Source organism: Gammaproteobacteria bacterium (assembly GCA_016716465.1).
Classification (GTDB): domain Bacteria; phylum Pseudomonadota; class Gammaproteobacteria; order SZUA-140; family SZUA-140; genus JADJWH01.
Genome location: JADJWH010000005.1, coordinates 144,038 through 164,199, shown reverse-complemented (window position 1 = coordinate 164,199; position 20,162 = coordinate 144,038). Strand labels below are relative to the sequence as shown.

Here is a 20,162-nt window from a genome sequence, read left to right as displayed (position 1 = left end):
GCACTTCAGAAATTGCCCTGAAACCAGCCCTTCATCCTGCCCCATACTCCCTTGACCCCGTTGCTCACCCGCACCGGGGCCTTCCTGCCGCCATAACGCTGCTGATGTCCGTACAGCAGCAGACCCACGCCGGTGGCGTAGATCGGATTGCGCACCACGTCGACCAGGCCACTCACCTTTTGCGGCAGACCCAGCCGCACCGGCGTGTGGAACACCTCCTCGGCGAGTTCGATCACGCCTTCCATCTTCGCGCTGCCGCCGGTCAGCACCACGCCCGAGGCGATCAGGCTCTCGAAACCGGAGCGGCGCAGCTCCGCCTGGACCAGCGTGAACAGTTCGTCGTAGCGCGGCTCCACCACCTCGGCCAGCGTCTGCCGCGCCAGGCGCCGCGGCTTGCGCTCGCCGACGCCGGGCACCTCGATGGTCTCGTTCGGATTGGCCAGCTGGGTGAGCGCGCAGCCGTACTTGATCTTGATCTCCTCGGCGTACTGCGTCGGGGTGCGCAGCGCGACCGCGATGTCGTTGGTGACCTGATCGCCGGCGATCGGGATCACCGCGGTGTGGCGGATGGAGCCGTCGGTGAACACCGCGATATCGGTGGTGCCGCCGCCGATATCCACCAGACATACGCCGAGCCCCTTCTCGTCATCGGTCAACACCGCATAGCTCGACGCGAGCTGCTCGAGGATGATGTCATCGACCTCCAGGCCGCAGCGGCGCACGCACTTGATGATGTTCTGCGCCGCGCTGACCGCGCCGGTCACGATATGCACCTTCGCCTCCAGGCGCACGCCGGACATGCCTACCGGCTCCATGATGCCTTCCTGGTTGTCGATGATGAATTCCTGCGGCAGTATGTGCAGCATCTTCTGGTCGGCCGGGATCGCGACGGCGCGCGCGGCGTCGATCACGCGGTCGACGTCTCCGGGCGCGACTTCCTCGTCGCGGATTGCGACGATGCCGTGCGAATTGATGCTGCGGATATGGCTGCCGGCGATGCCGGTGTACACCGAATGGATCTCGCATCCCGCCATCAGCTCGGCCTCTTCCACCGCGCGCTGAATGGACTGCACGGTGGACTCGATATTGACGACGACACCCTTCTTAAGGCCGCGCGAAGGATGCGAGCCGATCCCGATGACCTCGATCTCGTCGTTTTCGGTCACCTCGCACACGATCGCCACGACCTTCGAGGTGCCGATGTCCAGTCCAACGATCAGATCTTTTCCGTCTTTCTTAGGCATTTATGCTTTGTCTCCAGTATTCTTCGCGCCCGGCCGGCGGACCGCGTCAGTGCCGGACAGGCGCCATTTCACGGCGAAGCCGTTGGTGTAGCGCAGATCCACTTCCTCCACGTCGGCGACGCGTCCCGCGAGCGCTCCGGGATAGAATCGCGCGAAGCGCTCGAGCTGTCGTTCGCTGTCCTTGCGGCCCAGAGTCAGACGCATGCCGTTGTCGAGCGTCAGGCGCCAGGAACGCCGCGCGTCCATGCTCAAACTGGTGATGGCGAGTCCCTGCGGCGCCAGCCGTTCCCCCATCCTCACATAGGCGGCCATGACCTGCGTCGAGGTACGTGACGGCCCCTCCAGCAGGGGCAGCTTCCTCGCCTCCGCGTCGAGTTCGGCGGGATGGAACACCTGACCGGCCGGATTGACCAGTCCCCCTTCCTGCCAACGGGCCACCGCCCGCTCCTCCGTCACGGTGACCTGGAGCACGTCCGGCCACACACGCCGGACCGAGGCACGCTCGACCCAGGGCAGTTCCTCCAGCGCCTGCTTGATCGCCCGCACGTCGGTCTCGAAAAATCCCGTCGTGGTATACGGCGCGACGATCGCCGACAACTCCGGGACGCTGATGTGCGCGAAACTTCCTTCCACCCGCAGCACCCTGAAGGGAAACTGCGTGCGCTCCATCAGGCTTACACTGCCCCACAAGGTATGGGCCGTGAATATCACCGTCAGTCCGGCCAGCCCGACCAGTCCCCGTCGCAGGTAACGATGGCGCCACATCCCCCCCCATGCGCGAACGCGCCGCCGTCGACGTTTCATGACACCTCCGCCGCGGTTGCCGCCGGCAGATCGAGCGTCTCCTCGAGGATGCGCCACACGAGCTCGTCGAAGCCGATCCCCACCGCGCGCGCGGCCATCGGCATCAGCGAATGCGAGGTCATCCCGGGCACCAGATTCGCCTCCAGCAGCCACGGTTCGTCGCCGGCATCCATCAGAAAATCGATACGGCCCCAGCCGCGCGCGCCGAGCAGGTCGAAAGCCTGCAGGCACAGCGTACGGACGCGCTCCTCGACCGCGGCGGAAAGACCGCTGGGGCAGACGTAGCGCGTCTCGTCGGAGAGATACTTGGCGCGATAGTCGTAGAACTCCCCGTCGGGTTCGATGCGGATCGTCGGCAGGGCGTTCCGGCCCAGGATCGCGCAGGTGAACTCCGGGTTGCCCGCGCCGCAGGAAATGAACCGCTCCGCCATCACGGTCCGGGCGCCATCGCCACGTGCAAGCGCGAACGCCGCCTCGATCTGGCCGGGCTCCTTCACTTTCGTCACGCCGACGCTGGAGCCCTCATCCGAAGGCTTGACGATGAACGGGTAGCCCAGCGCTTCCGCCGCGGCACGCAGGTCCGCGACGGAATCCACCAGACGGTAATCCGGTGTCGGCAGACCCTCCGCCCGCCACATCCGTTTCGAGCGCAGCTTGTCCATGGCCAGCGCCGAAGCGAGCACACCGCTGCCGGTACAGCGCAGGTCGATCAGATCGAGCACCGCCTGCAGCGTACCGTCTTCACCAACGGTGCCATGCATCACATTGAAGGCGCGGTCGAAGCCTTCGCGCTTCAGGCCACACAGGCGTTCACGGTCGGGATCCACGCCATGGGCATCCACACCGCGCCCGCGCAGGGCGTCGAGCACGGCCCGGCCGCTCCACAGCGACACCTCGCGCTCCGCCGACCAGCCGCCCATCAGCACGCAGACCCGACCGAACACGGCCGGATCGCTCACCCGGACACCCTGCAGGCGCTCACTCATGGCCGCCCTCCGCCGCCGGCTCACCGACGATCCGCACTTCCGGCACCAGCCGCACGCCCTGCATCCGCTCGACGGTATCCCGCACGTGCAGGATCAGGCCTTCGATGTCGGCGGCGGTGGCCGTGCCGTCGTTGACGATGAAGTTGGCGTGCTTGCGCGATACCTCCGCTCCGCCGATACGCATGCCCTTGAGACCGCAGGCCTCGACCAGCCGTCCGGCGTAATCGCCGGGCGGATTGCGGAACACCGAGCCGCAGCTCGGCTGCCCCATCGGCTGCAGGTCGGTACGGCGGGCGAGCAGTTCCTTGATGCGTGCGCGCGCCACCTCGGCGTTGCCGGACTGCAACCGCAGCAGTGCGGCGACGAACCATTCGCCGGCGGGCCCGTGCACGCTCCGATAACCGACCGTGTACTGGTCCGGTGTGCGCCGCGTGATGTTGCCGCTGCGGTCGATCGTGTCGACGGCCTGCACCAGCGGCCAGGTCTCGCCGCCGAAGGCGCCCGCGTTCATCGCCAGGGCGCCGCCCAGGGTCCCCGGGATGCCGATCAGGAATTCGGTCCCTGCCAGGCCCGCATTCGCGCAATGGCGCGCGACCTTGGCGCAGGGCGTACCGGCGCCGACCTGCACGACGTTACCGTCCAGGGTGGCGATGTCGTCGAGCGCGGCATTGGTGGCGATCACGCTGCCGCGGATCCCGCCGTCGCGCACCAGCAGATTACTGCCGAGACCGATCCATAACACCGCCTCGTCCGCCGGCAATCCCTTCAGATAGCACGCCAGATCGTCGAGATCCGCGGGCTCGTAAAAACGGTCGGCCGGACCGCCCGCGCGCCACGACGTATGGCGCGCCATCGGCTCGCCGCGGCGCAGGACACCGCGCGGCGTCGCTGCGCCGTGCCGGGACGGGGACGACTCGTCCAACGCCATCATGCCTTGCCTCCCGCGCGCAACTGCTCGGCCAGCCGCCCCGCCAGCGCACCGATATCGCCGGCACCCATGGTGAGCAGAATGTCGCCGTCGACCAGCGTCGCGCGCAGCACGCGCGCGAGCTCCGCGCCGTCCTGCACGAACACCGGCTCGATACGGCCGCGCGCGCGGATCGCGCGACACAGCGTGCGCGCGTCGACGCCCGGGATCGGTTCCTCGCCGGCCGCATATACCTCCAGCATCAGCACTTCGTCCGCTTCCGACAGCACGGAACTGAAGTCCTCGAACAGGTCGCGCGTGCGCGTATAGCGATGGGGCTGGAAGACCAGCACCAGGCGCCGTCCGGGCCAGCCGGCGCGGATCGCCTGTATCACCGCCTGGATCTCGCGCGGATGATGACCGTAGTCGTCGAGCATCATCACGCGACCGCCCGGGGCCGCGATCTCGCCGTAGGACTGGAAGCGGCGCCCGATGCCCTGGAAACCCAGCAGTCCGTGCAGGACCGCCTCGTCCGTTACACCGAGCTCCCCCGCCACCGCCATCGCCGCGAGCGCGTTCAGCACATTGTGCCGACCGGCCAGATTGAGCCGCACCTCTAGCGGGGCCTGGCCGCCCGGACGGCTGACGGTGAAGCGGGATGTGGAACCCTCATGCACGAGGTTCCCGGCGCGGAAGTCGGCCTGTTCCGCGATGCCGTAGGTGACCAGCGGGCGGGAGATCTCGGGCAGCAGCGCGCGAATCACGGGATCGTCGACGCAGACGACCGCCAGTCCGTAAAATGGCAGGTTATGCAGAAAATCGATGAAGGCCTGGCGCAACTGGGCGAAATCGCCGTGATAGGTCTCCATGTGATCCGCATCGATATTGGTGACCACTGCCAGCAAGGGCTGCAGATGCAGGAAGGAGGCGTCGCTCTCGTCGGCCTCGGCGACCAGGTAGTTGCTTCCGCCGAGGCGGGCATTGGCGCCGGCGCTGTTGAGTCGCCCGCCGATCACGAAGGTGGGATCGAGCCCGCCTTCCGCCAGCAGGCTCGCGATCAGGCTGGTGACGGTGGTCTTGCCGTGCGTGCCGGCCACCGCGACGCCGTAACGGAAACGCATCAGCTCGGCGAGCATGGCGGCGCGCGGCACGATCGGGATACGGCGCCGCTGCGCGGCGACGATCTCCGGATTGCTGTCACCGACGGCGCTCGACCTGACCACCACGTCGCAGTCTTCGATCAGGCCGGCATCGTGGCCGATCGCGACCCGGATGCCATTGTCACGCAGACGCCGGATGGCGGCGCCATCGGACAGATCCGAACCCGACACCGTGTAGCCCAGGTTGTGCAGCACCTCCGCGATGCCGTTCATCCCGGAACCCCCGATACCCACGAAGTGGATATGGCGCACCCGACCCATGCGCACCGCGGGCTGCGCACCGGAGCCCGGCACCATGCCGCTTGCGCCCGCACTAGCCATGCGCGGCCTCCAGGCACAGGCGCGCCACCTGCCGCGCCGATTCCGGCTGCGCCAGCCGCCGCGCGGCCCGCGCCATCCGCAGGATGTCATCACGTCCGCCGTCGATGGCGGCGCGGCAGAATCCGCCCAGCAACTCGATCAGCCGCGCCTCCAGGCGGGAATCCTGCGCCAGCAACAGGCCCGCGCCCGTGTCGACCAGGTAGGCGGCATTGCGCGTCTGATGATCGTCCACCGCCTGTGGAAAAGGCACCAGGAGCGCGCCGATCCCGGCGGCGGTCAGCTCGGCGATGGTCAATGCACCGGCCCGGCAGACCACCAGGTCCGCCCAGGCATAAGCCGCCGCCATGTCGTCGATGAATACCTGCACCTCGGCCTTCACGCCGAGACCCGCGTAACTCCGCTCCACCGCCGCGGCCTGAGCGCGGCCGCTCTGATGACGGATCTGCGGACGCTCCGCCGCGGGCAGCGCCGCGATCACGCGCGGCAGGGTCTCGTTCAGCGCCTGCGCTCCCTGGCTGCCGCCGAGCACAAGCAGGCGCAGCGGACCCGTGCGGCCACGCATGCGGTCGGCGGGCTCGGGCAGCGCGGCGATCTCCGCGCGCACCGGATTGCCGATCAGCTGCGGATGCAGCCGCGCGGGCAAGGCCCCGGGGAACGCCACCATGCAGCGGTCGGCGAGCACGGCCAGCCAGCGATTGGTCAGCCCGGCAACGGCGTTCTGCTCATGCACCAGCAGCGGCTTGCGCAACAGCCAGGTCATCAGCCCCCCCGGACCCGCCGCGAAACCGCCCATGCCGAGCACCGCCATCGGCCGGAAACGCAGGATGATCTGCAGGGATTGCAGCATGGCCCACGCCAGCCGGAACGGCAGTGACAACCAGCGCAAAAACCCCTTCCCGCGCAGGCCGCCGATGGCGACGGTTGCGAGCTCGAAGCCGGCGCGCGGCACGACTTCCGCCTCCAGGCCGGCGCGCGTGCCGAGCCAGAGGATATCAGCGCCCTCGGCGCGCAGCTCGCGTGCCACGGCGATCGCCGGAAAGACATGTCCCCCGGTCCCGCCCGCCATGATCAGGATGCGCGCCGCCACGTCAGTATGCCCCCACATGACGCTGCAGGACGCGGCGCGTTTCGCGATCGATCCGCAGCAGCAGACCCATGGCGATGCAGGCGGCCAGCATGCTGCTGCCGCCATAACTCATCAAGGGAAGCGTGAGCCCCTTGGTGGGCAGCAACCCCATGTTCACCGCGATGTTGGTGTAGGCCTGCAGACCGAACCACAGGCCAAGCCCGCTGGCGAGGTAGCTCGCGAACGGCCGGCCGGCCGTCTCGGCGCGGCGCGCGATCATGAAACTCCTCGCCACGATGAAGGTGAATAGCGCGATCACCGCGATCGACCCGGCGAGCCCGAGTTCCTCGGCGATCACCGCGAACAGGAAATCGGTGTGCGCCTCCGGCAGATAAAACAGTTTCTGGATTGAACCGCCCAGCCCGACCCCGAACCATTCGCCGCGGCCGAACGCGATCAGCGCCTGGGTCAGCTGGAAACCGCTGGCGAAGGGATCGGCCCACGGATTCAGGAACGCGGTGATGCGCGCCATGCGATACGGCGACGAGACCGCGAGCACGGCCAAGGCGCACACCACGAAGACCAGCAGCACACCGAACTGCCAGATGCGCACGCCGCCCAGCAGCATCATGCCCATCGCGGTACCCATGAGCACGGCGGCCGCACCGAAATCGGGCTCCGCCAGCAGCAGTACGCACAGCACGGCCAGCACGGCCATTGGCTTGACGAAGCCGCGCACCGCGTTGCGCACCTCATCACCGCGCCGCACCAGATAGCCGGCCAGATAAATGAACGTGAAGAGTTTGGCGAATTCCGACGGCTGCACCCTGACGACGCCGAGGGACAGCCAGCGCGTACTGCCGTTCACCTCCCGTCCGACCCCGGGCATCAGCACCAGGATGAGCAGGGCGAAGGCGGCGATCAGCAGCTTGCCGCTGTGCCGCTCGAGGAATTCCAGCGACAGGGAGGAATAGACCAGGAATCCCGCCAGCACGCTGACGCCGATATAGCCGAGCTGATGCATCAGATAGTAGCTCGGCTGGCCCAGCTCGCGTTCGGCGACGCCGAACGAGGCGGAGGCCATCATCACCAGGCCGAAGCCCAGGGCGATCACCACGGCGTAGAGCAGGCCCGCATCGGTGCCCGGGGAATCGTCCCCGCGCACGGCGCGCTGTCCGCGTGAGAGCAGCCGCGCGATCATGGGGCCAGTTCCTCGTAGGCGGCCACGAAACGACGGCCGCGGTCCTCGTAACCGCTGAACATGTCGAAGCTCGCGCAGGCGGGCGACAACAGCACGCTGTCACCGGGCCGCGCCAGCGCGGCGGCGCGCGCGACGGCCTCACGCATATCACCCGCGTAATGGATCGAGGCGACATTGTGCAGCGCGGCCTCGATCAGCGGCGCATCGCGCCCGATCAACACCACGGCGCGCGCCTTGGTCGCGGCCAGCTCGCGCAGCGGAGAGAAATCCTGCCCCTTGCCGAGCCCGCCGGCGATCAGCACCACGCGCCCGGGCAAGCCACCCAGGGCCGCCAGCGTGGCCCCAACATTGGTGCCCTTGGAATCGTTGTACCAGCGCACCCCGCGCCGCTCGCCGATCAGTTGCGTGCGGTGCGGCAAGCCGGTGAACGTGCGCAAGGCGGCCAGCATTCCGGCGCGGGACAAACCGGCGGCGTCGCCCAGCGCGAGCGCCGCCAGCGCGTTGAGCGCGTTGTGACTGCCGCGCAGACCGAGGTCGTCCTGCGCGATCAGGCGCTCGCTTCCGAGCGCCAGCCAGGTCTGGCCCGCAGCATCAACCAGACCGTATTCCCCGTCTTCAGGGACGCCGGCGCCGAAACTTCTGACATCCCGCCCTTCCGGGATGCAGACCCTGAGGCTGGGATCGTCGCGATTGACGACCACGATGCCGTCGCCGGCGTAGATGCGCAGCTTGGCATCCAGATAGGCCTGCATATCGGGATAACGATCGAGATGATCCGGGCTCAGATTGAGTATCGCCGCGGCGCGCGGATTCAGGCTCCCGGTCGTCTCCAGCTGGAAGCTCGACAGTTCCAGTACGTAGAGATCCGGAGGCGATGCCCGCAGCAGATCGAGCGCCGGCGTGCCGATATTTCCGCCCACGCGCACGTCGCGGCCATCCGCCTGCGCCATGGCGCCGAGGAGGGCGGTCACCGTGCTCTTGCCATTGGAACCGGTGATGGCGACCACCGGCGCATCCGCGCAGCGCGCGAACACTTCGATATCGCCCAGGATGGGTATGCCGCGCTCACGCGCGCGGCGCAGATAGGGCTCGTCCTGCGCCACGCCCGGGCTGAGCAGGATACGTGCGCAGCGCTCCAGCGCCGATGCGGAGAACTCTCCCGGATGCAGCGGGGCGTCCGCCAGTTCGCGCCGGGCGGACTCGATGCCGGGCGGTTCCGCGCGGCTGTCCGTGATCTCGACCGGCAGGCCGAGGTCATGCAGCAGACGCGCGCACGACAGCCCCGTGAGACCGAGACCGACCACCAGGGTCGTGCCGTCGAAACCGAGGCGCGCGCGCAACGCCTGGCGCCACGCCGGATCGGAGCGCGTCGTGACGGGGAAATCGCGGTCGACGGGCTGTGCGTTCATCAGCGTATCTTCAGGCTGGCCAGGCCGATCAGGACCAGGATGACCGTGATGATCCAGAACCGCACGATCACCCGCGGCTCCGGCCATCCCTTCAGCTCGAAATGGTGATGCAACGGCGCCATCCGGAAGATACGCCGCCCGGTCAGCTTGTAGGAGGCCACCTGCATGATGACCGACAGCGTCTCCATCACGAACACGCCGCCCATGATGACCAGCACCACTTCCTGACGCACGATCACGGCGAGCATGCCGAGCGCCGCACCCAGCGCCAGGGCGCCGATGTCTCCCATGAACACCTGGGCGGGATGGGTGTTGAACCAGAGGAAACCGAGTCCGGCGCCCACGATCGCGCCACAGAACACCACCATCTCGCCCACGCCGGGTACATACGGTATGCCGAGATATTCCGAGAACCGCGCATGCCCGGTGGCATAGGCGATAATGCCCAACGCCCCGGCGACCATCACCGCCGGCAGGATGGCGAGACCGTCCAGGCCATCGGTCAGGTTCACCGCATTGCTGGTCCCGACGATGACGAAATAGGACAGCGGGATGAACCACCAGCCCAGATCGAGGGAAACGTCCTTGAAAAACGGCACGATGAAGCGCGTCTCGATCGGAGACACCGCGCTGTTGAACAAGTAGACCGCGGCAATGATGCCGATCAGCGACTGCCAGAAAAATTTCTGGCGCGCGGAAAGCCCCCTGGAGTTCTTCAGGATGAGCTTCTTGTAGTCATCCACCCCGCCCACGATGCCGAACAGCAGGGTCACGGCCAGCACCAGCCAGACGTGCCGGTTCGACAGGTCGCCCCACAGCAGGGTGCTGATCCCGATCGCCACCAGGATCATCGCACCGCCCATGGTCGGCGTGCCGGCCTTGCCCAGATGGCTTTGGGGGCCGTCGCTGCGGACCATCTGTCCGATCTGGTACTGGGCCAGCTTGCGGATGATCAGCGGCCCGACCACGAACGAGATCAGCAGCGCTGTCAGTATTCCCAGGATGGAGCGCAGCGTGAGATAGCGGAACACGCCAAATCCGCTGTAGATCTGTGTCAGGTAATCGGTCAGATAGAGCAGCATCTCAGCTTCCCTGCGCGACCTGTCGCGCCAATGCGGGACCACCCGGGCCAACACCCGCGCTGCCGGCAGCGGTTGCTTCATCGGCGACCGTGATGGCATCGACCACGTGTTCCATCCGCATACTGCGCGAACCCTTGACGAGAACGGTGACCGGCGCGGGCGCGAGGGTGGCGAGATCCGCCTCCAGTGCGGCGATCAACGCAGCCTGATCCGGATAGTGTGCGGCGCCCTTGCCGAAGGCGCCGGCGACGGTGCGCGCCAGTTCGCCGACCGCATAGACACGGGAGACCCCGATCGCGCGCGCCTGGCGTCCGACCTGCTCGTGCAGCGCCTGACTGGCGTTGCCGAGCTCGCCCATATCCCCCAGCACCAGGATCTTCTCACCGTCGGCGCCGCCCACCGCCAGCACCTCCAGCGCCGCCTTCACCGAGCCCGGATTCGCGTTGTAGGTATCGTCGATGACGCGCGCCCCGCGGATCCCGCGCCTGAGCTGCAGGCGTCGTTCGACCGCGCGCATGGATTCCAGCCCGTACGCGATGTCCGCCACCCCGAGCCCGACGGCATGCGCCGCCGCCGCCGCGGCCAGCGCGTTCATCACATTATGGCGGCCGGACAGCCTGAGCTCGACCGCCGCCTCGCCCGCCGGCGTGGTCAGCGTGAAGGAGCAGCCGAGGGCGGCGTTGAGATGCAGATCACGCGCCGTCACGTCAGCGGGATAACGCAGGCCGAAGCTGACGCTGCGATGCGGCGCGGCCATGACCCGCCACAGCCCCTCGCGCGGATCGTCGGCGTTGATCACGGCGCAACCGTCCGGCGCCAGCCCGGAAAAAATCTGCCCCTTTTCGCGCGCGACCCCCGCGATATCCCCTAACCCGGCCAGATGCGCCGGCGCGGCGTTGGTGACCAGCGCGACCGTAGGATGCGCGAGGTGAGTCAGGTACTCGATATCGCCGGGCTGGTTCGCGCCCATCTCGATCACCGCAGCGCGGTGATCGCTGCGCAGGTTGAGCAGCGTGAGCGGTACACCGATGTCGTTGTTCAGATTGCCGCGCGTACTGAGAACGGCGCCCCGCGCCGCCAGGATGGCGGCCAGCATCCCCTTGACCGTGGTCTTGCCGTTGCTGCCGGTCACCGCAACCAGCGGGATGGCAAAGCGGTCGCGCCAGGCGGAGGCGAGCCGGCCCAACGCAAGCCGGGTATCCGCCACACGCACGACGGGCAGTTCGGTCGGGACATCGCGCTGCACCAGCGCGGCGACCGCGCCGCGCGCCGCCGCGGTCGCGAGGAACTCATGCGCGTCGAAGTTGCGCCCCTGCAGGGCGATGAACAGGGTGCCGGCGCCCAGCGTACGGGTATCCGTGCCGATGGCATCAAAACGCCGGTCCGCACCGCGCAGTTCTCCGTCGACCAGACGCGCCAATTCGCTCAGCATCATGCCGCCTTCCAGCGCCACGTCATGCAACACGGTCATACCGTCTCCTCCAGCAGGCGGCGCACCTGGTCGCGATCGCTGAACGGGAGAAGCTCGTCCCCCACCTGCTGATAATCCTCGTGGCCCTTGCCAGCCACCAGGATGATGTCTTCGGGGCGAGCGGATTCGATCGCGCGCCGCAGCGCAGCCGCGCGATCCGGCACGCGCGCGACGTCTTCCGCACGCTCGACGCCCGCCAGGATCTCCCCGATGATCGCCTGTGGATCCTCATGGCGCGGGTTGTCGCTGGTCACGACGATGCGATCGGCGTAATGCGCGGCCACGGCCCCCATCTGCGGTCGCTTGCCACGATCGCGGTCGCCGCCGCAGCCGAACACGCACCACAGCCTGCCCGCGCAGTGCGGGCGCAGGGTTTGCAGCGCCTGCCTGAGGGCATCGGGGGTATGCGCATAATCGACGATGACCAGCGGCCCCGGCCCGGCGGCGCGCTCGAAACGCTCCATCCGCCCCGGCACCGCGCGCAGGTTTTCCAGCCGCGCCAGCGCCTCCTCGAGCGGCAGCTCCATCAGCAACAGCATCGCGAGCACCGCGAGCAGATTGCTGGCATTGAAGCCCCCGAGCAGGGCGGTATTCAGCACGCCGTCGCCCCAGCTCGAACGGATACGCAATTCCATTCCCGCGAGGTCGCGCCGCGCCACGGTCCCGTGCACATAACGCAACCCGTCCTCGCGGCCGGCTCCCTCATCCAGGCCGTAGCGCACCCCGACGATCGGGCGCGCCAGCCCGGCCAACAGCTCGCGCCCGAAGGCATCGTCCTCGTTGATCACGGCGTAACTCAGGCCGGGGACCAGAAACAGCTTCTGCTTGGCGCACGCGTAGGCGGTAAGATCCCCGTGATAATCGAGATGGTCGCGAGTGAGGTTGGTGAAGATCGCGCCGTCGAAGGCGACTCCCCGCGTGCGCTCCTGCTCCAGCGCGTGCGAGGAGACTTCCATCACGACGCGACGGATGCCCGCGGCGCGCATGGCGGCGAGCTCCGATTGCAGGGTCACGGCGTCCGGGGTGGTGTAGGCGCCCGCGCGGAGCGCGCCGTAGGCGCCGTAACCGAGCGTGCCGATCACGCCGCAGGGCGCCCCGTCCCTCAACAGCGCCTGCGCCAGGTAATGGCAAACGGAGGTCTTGCCGTTGGTGCCGGTGATACCGATCACCAGCATGTCGCGCGACGGGTCTTCGTAAAATCGCGCGGCGATGACCCCGAGCTGGTGACCCAGGCCGGCAACGCCCACCAACGGCACCCCGCGCGGCTCCAGCAGCGACGGACTGACACGCGCGTCCGGCTCGTATACGACGGCGCGGGCGCCGGCGCGCACGGCGGCATCGATATACTCCGCGCCGTGCGCGTGTCCACCGGCGCAGGCCAGAAACAGATCCCCGGGCAGCACCCGCCGGCTGTCCGTCTCCAATCCCGCGATCTCGGGATCATTCCCGGCGTCGACGGCGACAAGCCCCTGCAGCAGCGTGCTCAGCCGCTGCGGCCTGGGATTCACCGCCAGGTTCCGCCCCGGCATCACATCACCCCCTGGTCGCCGGCCAGCACCGGGCGCGCGTAGGATTCGGCGACCGTGCTCGCGGGGGCACCCGCATCCCGACCGCCCGCCTGCCCGGCGCGACCCGCGTCCGCGCGCCACTGGCGCGGCAGCTCATCCGGCAGCATGCCCAGCATGCGCAGGGCGCCCGTCATGACGCGGGAAAACACCGGGGCCGCCACCTGCCCGCCGTAATATTCATCCCCCTGCGGGTCGTTGATCACCACCGCCATGGCGAGGCGGGGGTTGCTCGCCGGAGCGAGCCCGGCGAACACGGCGACGTAATGCTTGTCCGAATACCCCTCGGCGCCCAGTTTCTGCACGGTTCCGGTCTTGCCCGCGACGCGGTAACCCGCCACCCGGGCGAGATTCGCCGTGCCCTGCTCCGAGACCACGGTCTCCATCATGCGGATGATCTCAGTCGCGGTGCGCTCGCTCATGATCTCGCGGGTCTCGACCGCACCCGCGATAGGGACGAAGGAAACCGGCTTCAGCCGACCCTTGTCGCCGAGCACGGTGTAGGCCAGACACAGCTGCAGCGGGGTTACCGAAAGCCCGTAACCGAAGGACAGCGTGGCCCGCTCAATCTCTTTCCAGCCGCGGTAATCGGCCAGCAGGCCGGTGACCTCGCCCGGGAAGTTCCCGCCGGTCGGCTGGCCGAAGCCCACGCCGGAAAACATCTTCCACATCTGCGCCGGCTCGATCGCGAGCGCGATCTTGCTGATGCCCACGTTGCTGGATTTCTCGATGATCGTCGTGACGTCGATATATCCGAGATTATGTTTATCGCGCACCAGATGCCGGCCGATCTTGTAATACCCCGGGGCGGTATCAATGAAGGTGCCAGGACGGTATTTCCCGGATTCCAACGCCGCCGCCACGGTAAACGGCTTCATCGTCGATCCCGGCTCGAACAGATCGGTGACGGCACGGTTGCGCAGCAGTTCGCCGCGCATGCCTTCGCGGTTGTTCGGGTTATAGGACGGCTGGTTGACCATCGCCAGCACCTCCCCGGTGGCCACATCGAGCACGACCGCCGAACCGGAGTGCGCATGATGGAGCTGCACGGCGGCCTTCAGCTCGCGATAGGCAAGATACTGGATCCGGTTGTCGATGCTGAGGACGAGATCCTTGCCCGGATCGGGCTCCTTGATACCCGCCACATTCTCGACTACATGACCCAGGCGATCCTTGAGCACCCACTTGGAGCCCGAGGTTCCGCGCAGCCAGTTGTCATAGGCGAGCTCCATGCCCTCCTGTCCGGCGTCATCGACATTGGTCATCCCGACCAGATGGGCCGCCACCTCGCCCAACGGATAATAACGGCGGTATTCGCGCTGGAGCGAAACCCCGGGGATCTCCAGCGCCATCACCCGCTGGGCGAGCTCGGGATCGATGCGCCGCTTGAGATAGACGAACTCGCGGTCGGCGCGCTGCATGATTCGGTCGCGCAGCTCCGCCACGTCCATGCCGAGCAGACGCGCCAGCGGACGCCAGCCCTCGCGCTCGAGCACCAGTTCCTTCGGATTGACCCACACCGAGTCCACCGGCGTACTGATCGCGAGCGGTTCGCCGCCGCGGTCGGTGATCATGCCGCGGTGGGCCGGCAAGGCGAGCGCGCGCAGATGCCGGGCGTCACCCTGGTCCTGCAGAAAATCCCGGTTCATGACCTGCAGGTCGACCGCGCGCCAGACCAGCGCGATAACGATGGCGCCGAGCAGCGCCAGCAGCGTAATCAGGCGCATCGGATAGGCAATGGGCGCGCCGCGGCTCATGGGGTCACGATCACGATGGTATCGGCGGGCGGCACCGTCATTTCCAACCGCTGGCGCGCGATCAGCTCGACGCGGGTCGGCGTGGCCCAGGTGGCCTGCTCGAGCATCAGCTGCCCCCATTCGATGTTCAGATCATCCCGCTCCGCCTTCAGCGCCTCCAACCCGACGAACAACTGACGGCTGCGATGCTTGGTGTAAACGGCCCCCAGGGCCGATGCCAGTACGGCCACGGCCAGCAGTGCAACCAGTCCCTGCCGCATGCGCGTCATTGCAGTCTTTCCGCCACCCGCAGCACCGCGCTACGCGCGCGCGGGTTGTCCGCGACCTCCTCCTCCCCGGGGTGGATGGCTCCGCCCACCGGCCGCAATTGCGGCTGGAGCATGGCTTCCGGCACCGGCAGTCCGGAGGGATAGGGATCCCCACGCGACTCGTCGCGGATGAACCGCTTCACCATGCGATCCTCGAGCGAATGGAAACTGATGATCGCGAGCCGGCCGCCGGGGGCAAGCAGCGGGACCAGCCGGTCGAGGCACCGGCGCAGGTCCTCGAGTTCGTGATTGACCTGGATCCGGATGGCCTGGAACGCGCGCGTGGCGGGATCCTTGCCCGGCTCCCAGGCGGGATGGGCCGCGGCGACGATCGCGCGCAGCCGGGCGGTGGTGTCGATCGCGTGGAGACGGCGTTCCGCCGTGATCGCGCGCGCGATGCGCGCCGCAAAGCGCTCCTCACCGTATTCGCGCAAGACCCGGATGAGTTCGTGCTCGGAAACGCGCGCCAGCCATTCTGCGGCGCTCTCCCCGGCGGCCGGATCCATGCGCATGTCGAGCGGCCCGTCATTCCGGAAACTGAAACCGCGGCCAGGGTCGTCGAGCTGGGCCGAGGAAACCCCCAGATCCATCAGGATGCCGTTCATTCGGCCGCTCAACCCCCGCGCTTCCGCCGCCGTGGCGGCGCCGGCGTAGGAGCCGTGGAGGATGGTCACGCGATCGTCCTGTCCAAACCGCTCCCGCGCGGCCCGAATCGCCTCGGGGTCCTTGTCCATGACGAGCAGGCGCCCGTCCGCACCCAGCCGCGCGAGGATCGCGGAGGCGTGTCCTCCCCGCCCGAAGGTCAGATCCATGTACACCCCATCGGATACGACAGCCAGGGCATCGATCGCCTCGGCCAGCAGTACCGGCCGATGCGAATACTCGTCTACCGCCGCCATGTCATAGGGAGAACGATCGCAATTGCTCCGACAGGGGTTGCTCATGTTCGTTACGGGCCAATAATTTCGCGCGAAATTCATCCCAGGTTTGCTCATCCCACAGCTCGAACTTGTTGCCCTGACCGATCAGACAAATGCGCTTTTCCAGCCGTGCGACGCCGCGCAGCGCCGGCGGCAGCAGGATGCGGCCGTGGCCGTCCATCTCACAGTCGGAGGCGTACCCGAGCAACAGACGCTGCAACTGCCGGGTCTGCAGATCGAGATTCGGCAGGCGGGTCAGGGCCTGCTGGATCTTGTCCCACTCCGGAAGCGGATACAGCAGCAGGCAGGGATCACTGTCGACCGTGATCACGACCCGCCCCTGACAGGTTTCCGACAGGATCGAACGGTACTTGGTCGGGATGACGATCCGGCCCTTGGCATCCAGACTCAAGACGTTGACCCCGCGAAACGAGGTAGGCTCCCTCTCCGCGCCCATATCCCACTACGCCCCACAATTTCCCACTTCGTGACACTATATACCGCGCAAATCCACTGTCAAGCCGAAATCCGCCCCTCGGATTAACAATTTTCTCTCTATCTCACAGTAACTTACAGACGTGGATAGCGAACCTCGGCGAACCGTGATTCAGCGAACATGCAGCAAATCATTGAGTTGCCCGGACATCGTCCAGTGCTTTCTAAGCAAAGGGGTGACGAATCACCGACCGGACGATCAACAGCAGGCGGTCAATGCGACAAAAGGGTGCGGTGCAACCGCGGGATGGGGCGGGGGATAAATTTTAAAGAGGAGTGGGAGCCGGCCTGTAAGCCGGGTTCTGTCGAGGACAGTCATTCATCTGGGACACGCGTCGCCGCGTGCCTCAAGCGACCTACCCGGGAACAGTGCGGGCCGCACCAATGTTCCCCTATTTGGTCTTGCTCCGGATGGGGTTTACACTGCCACTGGTGTTACCACCAGCGCGGTGCGCTCTTACCGCACCATTTCACCCTTACCCGCCGCCTTGCGGCAGCGGGCGGTATATTTTCTGTTGCACTGGCCGTCGGCTTACGCCGCCCAGGCGTTACCTGGCATCCCGCCCTATGGAGCCCGGACTTTCCTCCCCCTCTGCCGCGCGTAGCGGCAGGGAAAGCGACTGTCCGGCCGACTCCCGCGCATAAGATACAGGATCCCGGCACGGGGCCACAAGCAAGGTCTGAGGCCTGGGGCGGATCAGGGGCCGCGCAGGCGCAGGGCCGCTTCGTAGAGCTGGTTACGGCTCAGGCCCGTTAGCTTCGCCGCCAGCCCCACCGCCTGTTTGAGCGGCAGCTCCTCCAGCAGCGGTCTCAGGACATCATCGGCCTGCCCCGGATCGGCGGCGCCCGCCGCCGCGCCGCGCAAAACGATGACGATTTCGCCCTTCTGCTGCATGGGGTCGCCGCGCACCCAGTCGAGCAGTTCCCCCAGGCGGGTCAAGCGCGAGGTTTCGAAGAGCTTCGACAGCTCGCGCACGTACGTAACCTCCCGGTCCGCACCGAACACCTGCACCATCGCCTCCAGCGTGTCGAGCACCCGATGCGGGGCCTCGAAGAACACCAGGGTCCGGCTTTCAGCGCGCAGCGACTCCAGCCTGTCCAGGCGCGCCGCCGGGCGGGCGGGCAGGAACCCCTCGAACACGAAGCGCTCGGCCGATTGGCCGGAAATGGACAGGGCCGCGATCACCGCGCTCGGACCGGGGATCGCCGTCACGCGACAACCGGCCTCGTGGGCCGCGCGCACCAGGTGATACCCAGGATCGCTCACGACCGGTGTACCGGCATCGCTCACCAGGGCGAGCGTCTGACCCGAGCCCAGGCGTTCGATCAGTTGTTCCACCTGGGCGCGCTCATTGTGCTGGTGCAACGCAACAACCGGCTTGTCGATGCCGTAGTGGCGCAGCAACTGGCGGCTATGGCGGGTATCCTCGGCCGCGATCACATCGACGCCGGAGAGGATCTCAAGCGCGCGCGCGCTGATGTCCCCGAGATTGCCGATGGGCGTCGCCACCACATACAGCGCGCCCTCAACAATTGACACTACACGCCCTCATCGAGATACTTGAGCCTCCATACGTCCGAACCGCCACGCAGATCGTAATGCGCCGATCCCCCACCCTGTACCGTTTCGCACCCGCGATCATAGCACTCGTCATTGCCGGATGCGCTCTGGACACGCAGAAAAGCGGTGTCCGCTCGGGCGAGCACGAGGCGCTGCAGCGGGCGCAACGCGCGGAGCAGGGCGGCGATTATGAAGCGGCGGCGCGGGAATACACCTCGCTCGCAGCGCAGTTTTCGGAACTGAAGCGCCCGGCCTATCTGCTGCGCGCGGCCGCAGTGCTGCTGCGCGGCAACCATATCGAGCAGGCGCGCCGGGTGCTCGAAGGGATCGATTCCGCCACGCTCAACCCCCATCAGCGCGTACAGTACCGGATCATCGCGGCACGCATCGCGCTGGCGGACAACAAGCCGCAGGCGGCGCTCGATCTGCTGCGGGAAGATCCCCCCGCCGATACACCGGCCGCGGTGCGATCCGATCTGCACGAGCTGCGCGCCGACGCTTACCAGCGCCTGGGCAAGCTGGCCGAATCCGCCTATCAGCGGGTCTTGCGCGAACCGTTCATCGACCCCTCTGAACAGGAAATCCTGGACCGCAACCGGCAGACCATCTGGCAGACGCTCATCCGCCTGCCGGTCGAAAGCCTGGCAAAGATCAGGACCGAGGCGGCGCCGGACGTATACGGCGGCTGGGTGCAACTGGCCCGGATCGCCAAGGCGACGGCGCCGGGCGACATCGCTGCGCAAATCGACCACTGGCGCTCACTCTACCCGGAACATCCGGCCGCTACGGAGATCGTCGACCTGGTGCTGGCGCGCGGGCAGCAGGAGATCCAGCGCCCGAGCCGGATCGCCCTGCTGTTGCCGCTGAGCAGCGGCGTTCAGGAACTCGCGCAGGCCTTGCGCGACGGATTTTTCGCGGCCTATTACCAACGCACGGACATGGACTATACGCCTGTCATCCGCGTCTATGACTCCGGCACCGAACCGGATACCGCCGCCGAGGCCTATGGCCGGGCGATCGCGGACGGCAGCGACTTCGTGGTCGGTCCCCTGATCAAGCAGTCCGTCAACCGGATCGCCCGCAACGGACGCATCCCCGTCCCCACATTAACCTTGAATTACAGCGACACGGACCGCCTGGTCAGCGACCGTCTCTATCAGTTTGGCCTGGCGCCGGAAGACGAGGCGCGCCAGGTATCGGAGCGGGCCTGGCTCGATGGACACAACCATGCCCTCGCGATCGTGCCGGAAGGCGAATGGGGCGACCGGGTATTGCAGTCCTTCACCGAGGACTGGCAGCAACACGGCGGCGTGCTGCTCGAGGCGCAGCGCTATCCGGCGGACAACAATGATTTCTCCGCCCAGATCGAGCCCCTGCTCGATCTGGACCAGAGCCTGCGGCGACGCCAGGCCCTGGAAAAGGTCCTGCAGTCGCCGGTGAAATTCGAGCCACGGCGGCGCCAGGACGCGGACGTCATCTTCATGGCGGCATTCCCGCGCCAGGGCCGCCTGATCCGGCCACAGCTGAAATTCCACTACGCCGGCGACCTGCCCGTCTACAGCACCTCTCACGTCTTCACCGGCGTGCGCAACCAGAATGCGGATCGCGACATGGACGACGTGATCTTTTGCGACATCCCGTGGGTGCTCGCGGAGGAAGGCGGCAATGCCGTCAAGACCCGGGTCGCCCGGCTCTGGCCCGAAAGTTTCCAGCAGTACACCCGCTTCTATGCCCTGGGCCTCGACGCCTATAACATCATTCCCTATCTCAACAACCTGAGACAGTTCCGTTACGAACAGTACAGCGGCGAAACAGGTCTGCTGCAGCTCGGCGACACCAACCGCCTGTTCCGGCAGCTGCAATGGTCGCGCTTCAGCAACGGACTGCCCCGGCCCTATAACTGAA

At 67.2% G+C, this 20,162-nt stretch carries 17 protein-coding genes and 1 other RNA gene; 1 reads left to right on the top strand and 17 read right to left on the bottom strand.

What is annotated here, in order from left to right; translation table 11 throughout:
• Positions 1–5: 5 nt before the first annotated feature.
• The 17 genes from ftsA to rsmI form a co-directional block, all read right to left on the bottom strand.
• Positions 6–1,244: a cell division protein FtsA gene (ftsA, locus tag IPM20_11615; GenBank protein ID MBK9132267.1), complete on the bottom strand. Its 1,239-nt coding sequence runs from the start codon at positions 1,242–1,244 to the stop codon at positions 6–8.
• Complete coding sequence (locus IPM20_11610; GenBank protein MBK9132266.1) at positions 1,245–2,048, bottom strand: cell division protein FtsQ/DivIB; 804 nt, start codon at positions 2,046–2,048, stop codon at positions 1,245–1,247.
• Positions 2,045–2,992 (bottom strand): D-alanine--D-alanine ligase, encoded by a 948-nt coding sequence (locus IPM20_11605; protein MBK9132265.1) that lies wholly within the window; start codon positions 2,990–2,992, stop codon positions 2,045–2,047. Before IPM20_11605 ends, IPM20_11610 begins: the two co-directional genes overlap by 4 nt.
• 34 nt (positions 2,993–3,026) lie before the next feature.
• On the bottom strand, positions 3,027–3,962 hold the full coding sequence (gene murB, locus IPM20_11600) for a UDP-N-acetylmuramate dehydrogenase (GenBank protein ID MBK9132264.1): 936 nt from the start codon (positions 3,960–3,962) through the stop codon (positions 3,027–3,029).
• Positions 3,962–5,362 carry a UDP-N-acetylmuramate--L-alanine ligase gene (gene murC / locus IPM20_11595; GenBank protein ID MBK9132263.1) on the bottom strand — a complete coding sequence of 467 codons (1,401 nt, stop codon included), beginning with the start codon at positions 5,360–5,362 and terminating at the stop codon, positions 3,962–3,964. The genes murB and murC overlap by 1 nt, the downstream gene beginning before the upstream one ends.
• 52 nt (positions 5,363–5,414) lie before the next feature.
• Positions 5,415–6,509, bottom strand: coding sequence for an undecaprenyldiphospho-muramoylpentapeptide beta-N-acetylglucosaminyltransferase (gene murG, locus IPM20_11590; GenBank protein MBK9132262.1), 1,095 nt, complete (start codon positions 6,507–6,509; stop codon positions 5,415–5,417).
• 1 nt (position 6,510) lies between these two features.
• A complete protein-coding gene (gene ftsW, locus IPM20_11585; protein MBK9132261.1) occupies positions 6,511–7,689 on the bottom strand; it encodes a putative lipid II flippase FtsW in 1,179 nt (392 codons plus the stop codon).
• Positions 7,686–9,098: a UDP-N-acetylmuramoyl-L-alanine--D-glutamate ligase gene (locus IPM20_11580; protein MBK9132260.1), complete on the bottom strand. Its 1,413-nt coding sequence runs from the start codon at positions 9,096–9,098 to the stop codon at positions 7,686–7,688. Before IPM20_11580 ends, ftsW begins: the two co-directional genes overlap by 4 nt.
• A complete protein-coding gene (locus IPM20_11575) occupies positions 9,098–10,180 on the bottom strand; it encodes a phospho-N-acetylmuramoyl-pentapeptide-transferase (protein MBK9132259.1) in 1,083 nt (360 codons plus the stop codon). Before IPM20_11575 ends, IPM20_11580 begins: the two co-directional genes overlap by 1 nt.
• A gap of 1 nt (position 10,181) precedes the next feature.
• Positions 10,182–11,615 (bottom strand): UDP-N-acetylmuramoyl-tripeptide--D-alanyl-D-alanine ligase, encoded by a 1,434-nt coding sequence (locus IPM20_11570; protein ID MBK9132258.1) that lies wholly within the window; start codon positions 11,613–11,615, stop codon positions 10,182–10,184.
• 32 nt (positions 11,616–11,647) lie between these two features.
• Positions 11,648–13,180: a UDP-N-acetylmuramoyl-L-alanyl-D-glutamate--2,6-diaminopimelate ligase gene (locus IPM20_11565; protein ID MBK9132257.1), complete on the bottom strand. Its 1,533-nt coding sequence runs from the start codon at positions 13,178–13,180 to the stop codon at positions 11,648–11,650.
• Positions 13,180–14,973, bottom strand: coding sequence for a penicillin-binding protein 2 (locus tag IPM20_11560; GenBank protein MBK9132256.1), 1,794 nt, complete (start codon positions 14,971–14,973; stop codon positions 13,180–13,182). The genes IPM20_11565 and IPM20_11560 overlap by 1 nt, the downstream gene beginning before the upstream one ends.
• The gene (gene ftsL, locus IPM20_11555) at positions 14,970–15,233 is read right to left on the bottom strand and encodes a cell division protein FtsL (GenBank protein ID MBK9132255.1); all 264 of its coding nucleotides are present in this window, start codon (positions 15,231–15,233) and stop codon (positions 14,970–14,972) included. The genes IPM20_11560 and ftsL overlap by 4 nt, the downstream gene beginning before the upstream one ends.
• 5 nt (positions 15,234–15,238) lie before the next feature.
• Positions 15,239–16,180 (bottom strand): 16S rRNA (cytosine(1402)-N(4))-methyltransferase RsmH, encoded by a 942-nt coding sequence (gene rsmH, locus IPM20_11550; GenBank protein ID MBK9132254.1) that lies wholly within the window; start codon positions 16,178–16,180, stop codon positions 15,239–15,241.
• 1 nt (position 16,181) lies between these two features.
• Entirely contained in the window at positions 16,182–16,658 is a 477-nt protein-coding gene (gene mraZ, locus IPM20_11545; protein ID MBK9132253.1) for a division/cell wall cluster transcriptional repressor MraZ, read from the bottom strand.
• A 313-nt stretch (positions 16,659–16,971) separates the two neighbouring features.
• An RNA gene (gene rnpB / locus IPM20_11540) (RNase P RNA component class A) lies at positions 16,972–17,332 on the bottom strand.
• 61 nt (positions 17,333–17,393) lie between these two features.
• The gene (rsmI, locus tag IPM20_11535) at positions 17,394–18,230 is read right to left on the bottom strand and encodes a 16S rRNA (cytidine(1402)-2'-O)-methyltransferase (GenBank protein ID MBK9132252.1); all 837 of its coding nucleotides are present in this window, start codon (positions 18,228–18,230) and stop codon (positions 17,394–17,396) included.
• 65 nt (positions 18,231–18,295) lie between these two features.
• Here rsmI and IPM20_11530 point away from each other — a divergent pair, with 65 nt between their 5' ends.
• Positions 18,296–20,161 (top strand): penicillin-binding protein activator, encoded by a 1,866-nt coding sequence (locus IPM20_11530; GenBank protein ID MBK9132251.1) that lies wholly within the window; start codon positions 18,296–18,298, stop codon positions 20,159–20,161.
• Position 20,162: the final 1 nt, after the last annotated feature.

Coding starts and splice junctions, on each gene's coding strand:
- IPM20_11580 (MBK9132260.1), bottom strand. CDS start 9,098: ATGAACGCACAGCCCGTCGACCGCGATTTCCCCGTCACGACGCGCTCC.
- ftsW (MBK9132261.1), bottom strand. CDS start 7,689: ATGATCGCGCGGCTGCTCTCACGCGGACAGCGCGCCGTGCGCGGGGAC.
- mraZ (MBK9132253.1), bottom strand. CDS start 16,658: ATGGGCGCGGAGAGGGAGCCTACCTCGTTTCGCGGGGTCAACGTCTTG.
- rsmH (MBK9132254.1), bottom strand. CDS start 16,180: ATGGCGGCGGTAGACGAGTATTCGCATCGGCCGGTACTGCTGGCCGAG.
- IPM20_11610 (MBK9132266.1), bottom strand. CDS start 2,048: ATGAAACGTCGACGGCGGCGCGTTCGCGCATGGGGGGGGATGTGGCGC.
- ftsA (MBK9132267.1), bottom strand. CDS start 1,244: ATGCCTAAGAAAGACGGAAAAGATCTGATCGTTGGACTGGACATCGGC.
- IPM20_11575 (MBK9132259.1), bottom strand. CDS start 10,180: ATGCTGCTCTATCTGACCGATTACCTGACACAGATCTACAGCGGATTT.
- murB (MBK9132264.1), bottom strand. CDS start 3,962: ATGGCGTTGGACGAGTCGTCCCCGTCCCGGCACGGCGCAGCGACGCCG.
- IPM20_11570 (MBK9132258.1), bottom strand. CDS start 11,615: ATGATGCTGAGCGAATTGGCGCGTCTGGTCGACGGAGAACTGCGCGGT.
- murC (MBK9132263.1), bottom strand. CDS start 5,362: ATGGGTCGGGTGCGCCATATCCACTTCGTGGGTATCGGGGGTTCCGGG.
- ftsL (MBK9132255.1), bottom strand. CDS start 15,233: ATGCGGCAGGGACTGGTTGCACTGCTGGCCGTGGCCGTACTGGCATCG.
- IPM20_11565 (MBK9132257.1), bottom strand. CDS start 13,180: ATGCCGGGGCGGAACCTGGCGGTGAATCCCAGGCCGCAGCGGCTGAGC.
- IPM20_11560 (MBK9132256.1), bottom strand. CDS start 14,973: ATGAGCCGCGGCGCGCCCATTGCCTATCCGATGCGCCTGATTACGCTG.
- IPM20_11530 (MBK9132251.1), top strand. CDS start 18,296: ATGCGCCGATCCCCCACCCTGTACCGTTTCGCACCCGCGATCATAGCA.